1 protein-coding gene (cut by a window edge) is annotated in these 11531 nt (G+C 76.3%); it reads left to right on the top strand.

Annotation, left to right across the window (positions count from 1 at the left end):
- Positions 1 to 11524, top strand: the final stretch of a protein-coding gene (locus CG719_RS02090) for a type I polyketide synthase (RefSeq protein WP_442802692.1). The gene continues 16838 nt to the left of window position 1, outside the view; 11524 of the gene's 28362 nt are visible here — the last part of the coding sequence; its start codon lies off the left edge, out of view; its stop codon occupies positions 11522 to 11524.
- Positions 11525 to 11531: the final 7 nt, after the last annotated feature.

An 11531-nucleotide genomic window follows, 5' to 3' on the forward strand; every position in this document is an offset into this window, starting at 1 on the left:
CGGCACCCTCGCCACTCCCGAGCAGGTGTGCGGCGCCGACTACTGGGTCTCCCACGTCCGCTCCGCCGTCCGCTTCGCCGACGGCATCGGCTGGCTGTCCGCCCAGGGCGGCGTCCAGACCTTCCTGGAGCTCGGCCCCGACGGCGTGCTCACCGGAATGGCCCGCGAGAGCCTCACCGACGCCTCCCGCACGGCGCTGCTGCCCACGCTCCGCGGCGACCGCCCGGAGGAGCAGGCCCTCGTCACCGCCGTCGCCGCGGCCCACGCCCACGGCTTCGACGTCGACTGGGCCACCTGGTTCGAGGGCAGCGGCGCTCGCCGTGTGGCCCTGCCCACCTACGCCTTCCAGCGCGAGCGGTACTGGCCCGACACCACCGCGGCCGGCACCACCACCGTCGCACCCGGCTCCGCGCTCGACGCCGAGTTCTGGGCCGCGGTGGAACACGCCGACGTCGCCTCGCTCGCCGCCTCACTCGGCCTGGACGACACGACCGTCACCGCGATGGTCCCGGCGCTCACCGCCTGGCGGCGGCGCCGCGGCGAACAGTCCGCGCTCGACTCCTGGCGCTACCGCGTCACCTGGAAGCCGCGCGGCGGCGCCCCCGCCGCCGCACCCACCGGACGCTGGCTCGTCCTCGTCCCGGCCGCGTACCGCGACGAGGCCACCGCCGCCTGGGCCGCCGACGTCGAGGCCGCCCTCGCCACCGCCACCGTCCGCGTGGAGGTCACCGGCACCGACCGCGCCGCCCTCGCCGCCCGCCTCACCGAGGCCGCCGACGGCGACACCTTCCAGGGCGTGCTGTCGCTGCTGCCGCTCGCGCCCGGCGACGCCGGGCACCCCGGCGCCCCGGCCGCGCTCACCCTCACCGCCACCGCCCTCCAGGCGCTCGGTGACGCCGGCCTCGACGCCCCGCTGTGGAACGTCACCCGCGGAGCCGTCGCCGTCGGCCGCTCCGAGCAGGTCACGGCACCCGAGCAGGCCGCGGTGTGGGGCCTCGGCCGGGCCGCCGCCCTCGAACTGCCCGCCCGCTTCGGCGGCAGCGTCGACCTCCCGGAGAACCTCGACACGCAGGCCGCCCGACGGCTGCGCGGCATCCTGGCCGCGGGCGACGGCGAGGACGCCGTCGCCGTCCGCGCCGGCGGTGTCTTCCTGCGCCGCCTGGCCCACAGCCCCGTCGCCGACACCGTCCGCCCCGCCTTCGACCCGGCGGCCGGCACCGTCCTGATCACCGGCGGCACCGGCGGCATCGGCGGACACCTCGCCCGCCGCCTCGCCCGCGACGGCGCCGCCCACCTGCTGCTCACCAGCCGCCGCGGACCCGACGCCCCGGGCGCCGCCGAACTCCGCGCCGAACTCGAGGAGTCGGGCGCCCGCGTCACGATCGCCGCGTGCGACGCCGCCGACCGCGACGCGCTCGCCGCACTCCTCGCCGAGGTGCCCGAGGACGCGCCGCTCACCGCCGTCTTCCACACCGCGGGCGTCGTCGACGACCACGTGGTGGACGAGCTGACCCCGGCGAGCTTCGCCACCGTCCTGCACGCCAAGACGGTCGCCGCCCGCCATCTGCACGACCTCACCGCCGGACTCGACCTCGCCGCGTTCGTCCTGTTCTCCTCGACCGCCGGCCTCATCGGCGCCGCCGGACAGGGCAACTACGCCGCCGCCAACGCCCAGCTCGACGCCCTCGCCGAGCAGCGCCGCGCCCAGGGCCTGCCCGCCCTGTCCGTGGCCTGGGGCCCCTGGGCCGGCTCCGGCATGGTCGCGGACGCCGCCGAGATCGCCGCCCGCGTGCGCCGCGGCGGATTCGAACCCCTCGACCCCGCCTCCGGCGTCGCCGCGCTGCTGCGCGCCGTCGGCAACGGCGACACCACCGTCGCCATCGCCGACATCGACTGGGAACGCTTCCTGCGCGCCTTCGCGGCCGGCCGCCCGCTGCCGCTCGTCGCCGACCTCCCGGAGACGGCCGGCGTCACCGCCCCGGCGGCGGCCACCGCCACCGGGTCGGGCCTGCGGCAGCAACTCGCCGGGATGCCCGCCGAGGAGCGCGCCGCACACGTCCTCGACCTGCTGCGCACCCAGGTGGCGGCCGTGCTCGGCCACACCGACGCCCGCACCGTCGACGACGACCTGGCCTTCCGCGACCTCGGCTTCGACTCGCTCACCGTCCTCGAGCTGCGCAACGCGCTCAACGCCATCACCGGCCTGAGCCTGCCCGCCTCCCTCGTCTACGACCACCCCACGCCACGCGAGATGGCGGACTTCCTGCTCGCCGAACTCCTCGGCACGCTCCCGGAGTCCACCGCCCGCACCGTCGCCACCCGGGCCGTCGACGACGACCCGATCGCGGTCGTCGGCCTCGCCTGCCGCTTCCCCGGCGGCGTCACCACGCCCGAGGAGCTGTGGCGGCTGCTGACCGAGGGCCGCGACGGCATCACCCCCTTCCCCGACGACCGCAACTGGGACATGGCGGCGCTCGGCGCCGGCGCCTCCGACACGCTGCACGGCGGATTCCTCGCCGGGGTCGCCGACTTCGACGCCCGCTTCTTCGGTATCTCGCCCCGCGAGGCGCTCGCCATGGACCCGCAGCAGCGGCTGCTGCTCGAAACCACCTGGGAGGCGCTGGAGCGGGCCGGCATCGACCCGGCCGCGCTGCGCGGCTCCACCACCGGTGTCTTCGTCGGCACCAACGGCCAGGACTACCCGAACCTGCTGCGCCGCTCCGCCTCGGACGTCTCCGGCTACGTCGCCACCGGCAACACCGCCAGCGTGATGTCCGGCCGCCTCTCCTACGCCCTCGGCCTGGAGGGTCCCGCGGTCACCGTCGACACCGCCTGCTCCTCCTCGCTGGTCGCCCTGCACTGGGCGGGCCGCGCGCTGAGCGCCGGCGAGTGCGACCTCGTCGTCGCGGGCGGCGTCTCGGTGATGTCGACCCCCGACTCCTTCGTCGAGTTCAGCACCCAGGGCGGACTGGCCCCCGACGGGCACTGCAAGCCGTTCTCCGACGACGCCGACGGCACCGCCTGGTCCGAGGGCGTCGGCATGCTGGTCCTGGAACGGCTCTCCGACGCGATCCGCAACGGCCACGAGGTCCGCGGCATCATCCGCGGCACCGCCGTCAACCAGGACGGTGCCTCCAACGGCCTGACCGCCCCCAACGGCCCGTCCCAGCAGCGCGTCATCCGCCAGGCCCTGGCGGACGCCCGCCTCGCGCCGTCCGACATCGACGCGGTCGAGGCGCACGGCACCGGCACCACCCTCGGCGACCCGATCGAGGCGCAGGCCCTGCTCAACACCTACGGCAGGGACCGCGACGCCGAACAGCCGCTGCTCCTCGGCACCATCAAGTCGAACATCGGCCACACCCAGGCCGCCGCGGGCGTCGCCGGCGTCATCAAGATGCTGCTGGCGATCCAGCACGGCACCCTGCCGCGCACCCTGCACGTCACCAGCCCCACCAGCCACGTCGACTGGAGCAGCGGCGCCGTGTCGCTGCTCACCGAGGAACGCGACTGGCCCGGGACCGGACGGCCGAGGCGCGCAGGCGTCTCCGCCTTCGGCGTCAGCGGCACCAACGCGCACGTCATCGTGGAGCAGGCTCCCGCCGACGAGCCCGCGCCCGCCCCGGCCGACGAGCCCGCCCCCGCCGCCGAGGTCACCACCGTCCCGTGGATCGTCTCCGGCCGCAGCCGCGAGGCCCTCCAGGAGCAGGTCGACCGGATCACCGCGTACGCCGCCGCCCACCCGGAGCTCTCCCCGCTGGACGTCGGCCGCTCCCTGGCCACCGACCGCACCCTCTTCCCGCACCGCGCCGTGCTGCTCGCCGGCCCCGACGGGGTGCGCGAGACGGCCCGCTCGGTCGCGTCCCGCACCCCCGGCCGCACCGCCTTCCTGTTCTCCGGCCAGGGCGCCCAGCGCGCCATGATGGGCCACGGCCTGTACGAGCGGTTCCCGGTGTTCGCCGACGCGCTGGACACGGTCCTCGCGCAGTTCGACACCGCGCTGGACTTCTCGCTGCGCCAGGTCCTGTTCGCCGCGCCGGGCACGCCCGACGCCGAGCTGCTCGACCAGACCGGCTGGACCCAGCCCGCGCTGTTCGCCGTCGAGGTCGCCCTCCACCGGCTCCTGGAGTCGTGGGGCCTGACCCCCGACCACGTCGCCGGCCACTCCGTCGGTGAGATCGCCGCCGCGCATGTCGCCGGGGTGTTCTCGCTGGAGGACGCCTGCCGGCTGGTGGCGGCCCGCGCCTCACTGATGCAGGAGCTGCCGCGGGGCGGTGCGATGCTCGCGGTGCGTGCCACCGAGGAGGAGGTGCTTCCGCAGCTCACGGAGCGGGTGTCGATCGCCGCGGTCAACGGGCCCTCGTCGGTGGTCGTCGCCGGTGACGAGGACGAAGTCGCCGCGATCGCCGCGCACTTCGAGGCACAGGACCGCAAGGCCACCCGGCTCAAGGTGAGCCACGCCTTCCACTCGCCGCTCATGGACCCGATGCTGACCTCCTTCGCCCGGGTCGCGGAGTCCCTCACCTACCACCAGCCCCGCATCCCCCTGGTCTCCACCGTGACCGGCGCCCGCGCCGGAGCCGAACTCCTCACCCCCGCCTACTGGGTGCGGCACGTCCGCGAGACCGTCCGGTTCGCCGACGGCGTGCGCGCCCTGCGCGAGGCCGGCGTCACCGCCTTCGTCGAGATCGGCCCGGACGGCCGGCTCACCGCCGCCGCCCAGCAGACCCTGGACGCGTCCGCCGACGGGGCACCCGCCACCGCCGTCCCGCTCCAGCGCCGCGACCGCGCCGAGGAGACCACCCTCCTGGACGGGCTGGCCACCCTGCACACCCAGGGCAACGGACCCGACTGGACCGCCTGGTTCGCCGGCACCGGCGGGCATCGCGTCGAACTGCCGACGTACGCCTTCCAGCGCGAGCGCTACTGGCCCGAGCCCGCCGCGCCCGGCGCCACCGGCACTCCGGACCCCGTCGACGCCGCCTTCTGGGCCGCCGTCGAGCGGGAGGACCTGGAGAGCCTCACGGCCTCCCTGGGCCTGGACGGCGACACCGTCACCACGATGGTGCCCGCGCTGTCCGCCTGGCGCCGACGCAACGACGCCCGCTCCACCGCCCGCGACTGGCGCTACCACGAGAGCTGGGCCGCGCTCGGCACCCCGGCGCACGCCGCCCCGGCCGGCCGGGTCCTGGCCCTCGTGCCCGCCGAGCACGCGGGCGCCGACTGGGCGGAGACGCTCGTCACCGCCCTGGGCGCCGACCCGCTCGTCGTCGAGGGAACCCCCGGCTCCCTCGCCCGGGAACTCGCGGACGTCGACCCGGCCGGCTGGACCACGGTGGTCTCGCTGCTCGCCGCGGGCACCGGCACCCTGCCGGCGCCCGACGCCGCACCGGCCGCCGTCCTTCAGGCACTGCGGGCCGCCGGTGTCGACGCCCCGCTGTGGTGCGTCACCCGCGGCGCCGTCTCCGTCACCGGGGATGCACCCGCCGCCGTCGGCCAGGCCGCCCTGTGGGGCATGGGCCGGGTCGCCGCGCTTGAGCACCCCGAGGGCTTCGGCGGCCTCGCCGACCTCGCGCCCGACGCCGACGCCGCCACCGCGGCCCTGCTCGCCGCCCACCTGACCGGGCCCGGCACCGAGGACCAGATCGCCGTCCGCGCCGCCGGCCTGTTCGGCCGCCGCCTCGTGCGCACCGCCGTCGCCCCCGGCGACGCCGGATGGCGCCCGCACGGCACCGTCCTCGTCGTCGGCGGCACCCGCACCATGGGCGCCCACGCCGCCCGCTGGCTCGCCCGCGAGGGCGCCACCCGCCTCGTGCTGACCACCTCGCCCGCCGACGGCGGCACCGGCACCGAGGAGCTGCGGGCCGAACTCGCGCGGCTCGGCGCCGAGGTCACCGTAGCGGTCCACGACACCGGCGACCGGGACGCGGCCACCGCGCTCCTGGACGGTCTGAGCGACCTGACCGCGGTCGTGTACGCCGACGACACCCCGGCGGACGGCCCGGCCGCCGCCCTCGCCCCGGTGGACGCCCTCGCCGAGGCCGTCACCGGCCGCTCCCTGGACGCGTTCGTCCTCTTCGGCTCCATCGCCGGGGTCTGGGGCGTGCGCGGCAGGTCCGACGAGGCCGCGGGCGGCGCCTACGTGGACGCCCTCGCCCGCGCCCTGCGCGCCGGCGGGACGCCCGCGCTGGCCGTCTCCTGGGGTGCCTGGGCCGAGCTGGCCGACCCGTCGACCACCGCCCACCTGCGGATGAACGGGCTGCCGGTGATGGACGCCGACGCCGCCCTGACCGCCCTTGCCGGTGCCGTCGCCGACGGCTCCGCCGCGGTCACCGTCGCCGACGTCCGCTGGGACACCTTCGCCCCGGCGCACCACGAGGCCAGGACCACCGCGCTGTTCGACGGCCTGCCCGAGGCCAGGACCGCCCTCGCCGGCGCGGCCCGCACCCGTACCGAGGAGGCCGCCGCCTCCGGCGGCTACGGCCAGTGGCTCCTGGAGCAGCCCGCCGCCGACCGGGACGACATCCTGCTCGCCCTCGTCGGCGAGAAGGCCGCCCTGGTCCTCGGCCACGCGGACACCGCGCTCGTCGAACCCGACCTGCCCTTCCGGGACCTCGGCTTCGACTCGCTGACCGCCGTCGACCTGCGCAACCAGCTCACCACGGCCACCGGCATCACGCTGCCCGCGACCCTGGTCTTCGACCACCCCAACCCCGCGGCGCTCGCCGCGCACCTGCGCACCGAACTCCTCGGCGGCGCCACGGACACCGCCGCCCCGGTGGCCGCGCCCGTCGCCACCGGCGACGACCCGGTCGTCATCGTCGGCATGGCCTGCCGCTACCCCGGCGGCGTCAACTCGCCCGAGGACCTCTGGCAGCTCCTCCTCGACGAGGTCGACGCCGTCGGCGACTTCCCGGCCGACCGGGGCTGGGACCTCGACGCCCTCGCCGCGGACGGCCCTGGCCGCAGCGCCACCGACCAGGGCGGATTCCTCTACGACGCCACCGACTTCGACCCCGGCCTGTTCGGCATCTCGCCGCGCGAGGCCATGGTGATGGACCCGCAGCAGCGGATCCTGCTCGAGGCGTCCTGGGAGGCCCTGGAGCGGGCCGGCATCGACCCGGTGACCCTGCGGGGCAGCGGCACCACCGGCGTCTTCGTCGGCGGCGGCTCCGGCGACTACCGGCCGCCGGCCGAGTACGGCCAGTGGCAGACCGCCCAGTCCGCCAGCCTCCTGTCCGGCCGCGTCGCCTACACCCTCGGCATCCAGGGCCCCACGGTGTCCGTCGACACCGCCTGCTCCTCCTCCCTGGTCGCCCTGCACCTGGCCGCCCAGGCCGTGCGCTCGGGCGAGTGCTCGATCGCCCTGGCAGGCGGTGTCACCGTGATGGCCACCCCGGTCGGCTTCGTCGAGTTCAGCGCGCAGGGCGCGCTGTCGCCCGACGGCCGCTGCCGCGCCTTCTCCGAGGACGCCAACGGCACCGGCTGGTCGGAGGGTGTCGGCATGCTCGTCGTCGAGCGCCTCTCCGACGCCCGCCGCAACGGCCACCGCGTGCTCGCCGTGCTGCGCGGCTCCGCCATCAACCAGGACGGCGCCTCCAACGGCCTGACCGCGCCCAGCGGCCCCGCCCAGCAGCGCGTCATCCGCCAGGCCCTCGCCAACGCCCGCCTCGCGAGCGCCGACGTCGACGCCGTCGAGGCGCACGGCACCGGCACCAAGCTCGGCGACCCGATCGAGGCGCAGGCCCTGCTGGCCACCTACGGCCAGGACCGCGAGCGGCCCGTGCTGCTCGGCTCCCTGAAGGCCAACATCGGCCACACGCAGGCCGCGTCCGGTGTCGGCGGCGTCATCAAGATGGTGCTCGCCATGCAGCACGGTCTGCTGCCGCGCTCGCTGTACGCCGAGAACCCCTCCTCGCACGTCGACTGGACCGCGGGCAACGCGCGCCTGCTCACCGAGCCCACCGCCTGGCCCGAGTCGGAGCGGGTGCGCCGGGCCGCCGTCTCCTCCTTCGGGGCCAGCGGCACCAACGCCCACCTGATCCTGGAGCAGCCGGAACCCGCCAAGCAGCCCGCGCAGACCGCCCAGCCCGCCGCGGACGGTTCGCCCGTCCCGGTCCTGCTGTCCGGCCGCTCGGAGAACGCGCTGCGCGCCCAGGCCCGCAAGCTCCTGGCCCACGTGACCGGCCACCCCGAGGAGACGGTCACCGACCTGGCCCGCACCCTGGCCACCACCCGCGCCGTCTTCGAACACCGGGCCGCGGTGACCGCCGCCGGCCGGGACGCGCTGCTCGCCGGGCTCACCGCCGTCGCGGAGGGCACCACCGCCGCGCACGTCGTCGAGCACCATGTGGAGCGCACCGGCAAGCACGCCGTGCTCTTCTCCGGCCAGGGCTCCCAGCAGCTCGGCATGGGCCGGGACCTGTACGAGCGGTTCCCGGTGTTCGCCGAGGCGTTCGACGCGGTCCTCGCCCGGCTCGACGGCCACCTCGGCGCCTCGCTGCGGGAGATCGTCTGGCACGGCGACCAGGAGACCCTGAACGAGACCGGGCACACCCAGCCCGCGCTGTTCGCCTTCGAGGTCGCCCTGTACCGCCTGGTGGAGTCCTGGGGTGTGACGCCGGACTTCGTCGCCGGCCACTCCGTCGGCGAGATCGCCGCCGCCCATGTCGCGGGGGTCCTCTCCCTGGACGACGCCTGCCGGCTGGTCGCCGCACGGGCCCGCCTGATGCAGGAACTGCCGCGCGATGGCGCCATGGTCGCGGTCGAGGCCACCGAGAAGGAGGTCGCCGCCGAACTCACCGACGCGGTGTCGATCGCCGCGGTCAACGGCCCCACGTCCGTGGTGCTCGCCGGTGAGGAGGACGCGGTGCTCGCCCTGGCCGCCGTCCTCGCCGAGCGGGGCCGCCGCACCAACCGCCTCAAGGTCAGCCACGCCTTCCACTCGGCGCTGATGGACCCGATGCTCGCCGAGTTCCGCAAGGTCGCCGAGAGCCTGCGCTACGACGCACCCCGCATCGCCGTCGTGTCCAACGTGACCGGCGACGTGGCGGGCGCCGACGAGCTGTGCGACGCCGACTACTGGGTGCGCCATGTGCGCGGCACCGTCCGGTTCGCCGACGGCGTCACCGCACTGGCCGGCCGGGGCGTCCGCGTCTTCCTCGAACTCGGCCCCGACGCGGTGCTGTCCGCGCTCGCCGAGCAGAGCGCCCCGGACAGCGCCGGCATCCCCGCGCAGCGCCGCAACCGCGACGAGGTGGAGACCCTGGTCGCCGCCCTCGGCCGGCTGCACGTGCACGCCGCCGGACCCCGCTGGGACACCTTCTTCGACGCCGCCCCCGGCTCCTGGCTCGACCTGCCGACCTACGCCTTCCAGCGCGGCCGGTTCTGGCCGGACACCCTGCCCGCCACCGCGCAGGGCACCGTGTCCGCCGGAGAGGCCGAAGGCACCGACACCGCCTTCTGGGACGCCGTCGCGCAGGAGGACTTCGGCTCGCTCGAGTCCGTCCTCGACGTCGAGGGCGACGCCCTGTCCAAGGTGCTGCCGGCCCTGCTCGACTGGCGCCGCCGCAAGTCCGAGGAGACACAGCTCGACAACTGGCGCCACCGCATCGTCTGGAAGCGTCTGACCGGCGCGGCGATGGCTCACCGCAAGCCGCTCACCGGCACCTGGCTGGCCGTCGTCCCCGAAGGCCTCGGCGAGGACCCGTGGGTGACGACCGCGCTGGACGCCCTGGGCACCCGGGTGGTGCGCGCCGAGGCCGGCAGCGCCGACCGGGCGGCCATGGCCGCCACCCTGCGTGAGGCCACCGCGGAGGGCACCCGCTTCGCCGGCGTCGTCTCCCTGCTCGCCCTGAGCGAGACGGTGCACGGCGACGTGCCCGAGGGCGTCGCCCTCACCGGCACGCTGCTCCAGGCCCTCGGCGACGCCGGGATCGAGGCCCCGCTGTGGTGCGTCACCCGCAGCGCCATGTCCGCCAACCGCACCGACCGCCCGCGCCGGCCGCTACAGGCCGCCGTGTGGGGCCTGGGCCGGGTCGCCGCGCTGGAGTACCCGCACCGCTGGGGCGGCCTGGTGGACCTGCCGGAGCGCGCCGACGAGCGTGCCGCCGCCGGACTGGCCGCCGTCCTCGCCGGACTCGACGGGGAGGACCAGGTCGTCGTCCGCGGCTCCGCCGTCCTCGCCCGCCGCCTCGTACCGGCACCGGACCGCGGGCAGACCGGCGCCTGGGACCCGACCGGCACCGTGCTGATCACCGGCGGCACCGGCGCCCTCGGCGCCCATGTGGCCCGCCGCCTGGCCAAGGAGGGCGCCCAGCACCTGGTGCTGCTCGGCCGCCGCGGACCCGAGGCGCCCGGTGCCACCGCCCTGCGCGACGAACTCCAGGCGCTCGGCACCGGCGTCACCCTCGCCGCCTGCGACGCCTCCGACCGGGATCAGCTCACCGCGGTGCTCGACGCGATCCCGGCCGACCGGCCGCTGACCGCGGTGATCCACGCGGCGGGCGTGCTCGACGACGGCGTCATCGACCGGCTCACCCCGGAGCGGTACCAGCAGGTGTTCCGCGCGAAGGTCACCTCGGCGCTGCTGCTCGACGAGCTGACCCGCGACCTCGACCTGACTGCGTTCGTCCTGTTCTCGTCCGCCTCCTCCGCGGTCGGCAACCCCGGCCAGGCCAACTACGCGGCGGCCAACGCGGTCCTGGACGCCCTCGCCGAGATCCGCCGGGCGCAGAACCTGCCCGCGACCTCCGTGTCCTGGGGCGCCTGGGCGGGCGGCGGCATGGCCGAGGGCCACGGCGCGGACGAAGCGGCCCGCCGGGCCGGTGTCGGCGCCATGGACCCGGACCTCGCCGTGGAGTCGCTGCTGCGGCTGGTCACCGGCAAGGAGCCGACCGCGGTGGTCGCCGAGGTCGCCCTCGACCGGTTCGCCTCCGCCTTCGGCGGCAGCCGGCCGAGTGCCCTGCTGCGGGAGTTCCCCGGCTACCGGGAGACCGTCGCCGCGGCGGCGCCCGAGTCCCCGGAGGGCACCCTCGCCGACCGGCTGGCGGGCATGCCGCAGGCCCGCCGGCTCGACACCGTCGTGGACCTGGTGCGCACCCGTGCCGCGCAGGTCCTCGGCTACCCGGACACCGGCGCCGTCGGCGCCGAACGGTCCTTCCGGGACCTCGGGGTGGACTCACTGGGCGCGGTCGAGCTGCGTAACCAGCTCGGCGCCGCGACCGGCCTGAGCCTGCCCGCGACGCTGGTCTTCGACCACCCGACGCCGCTGGCGCTGGGTGAGTTCGTCCTCGCCCGGCTCGTCCCCGACGAGCCGGCCGTGTCCGACGAGGAGACCGAGATCAGGGCCGTACTGGCCTCCGTCCCGCTCGACCGGCTGCGTGAGATCGGCGTCCTGGAGCCCCTGCTCCAGCTCGCCGGACGCGGCGGTGGGGCCGGCGATGACGAAGACGACGAGTCCGTCGACTCGATGACAGTGGCAGACCTGGTGCGGGCCGCGCTCAACGGCCAGTCCGACCTGTAGCGCGAAG

It is taken from the genome of Streptomyces sp. CB01373 (assembly GCF_002803075.1).
GTDB lineage: Bacteria > Actinomycetota > Actinomycetes > Streptomycetales > Streptomycetaceae > Streptomyces.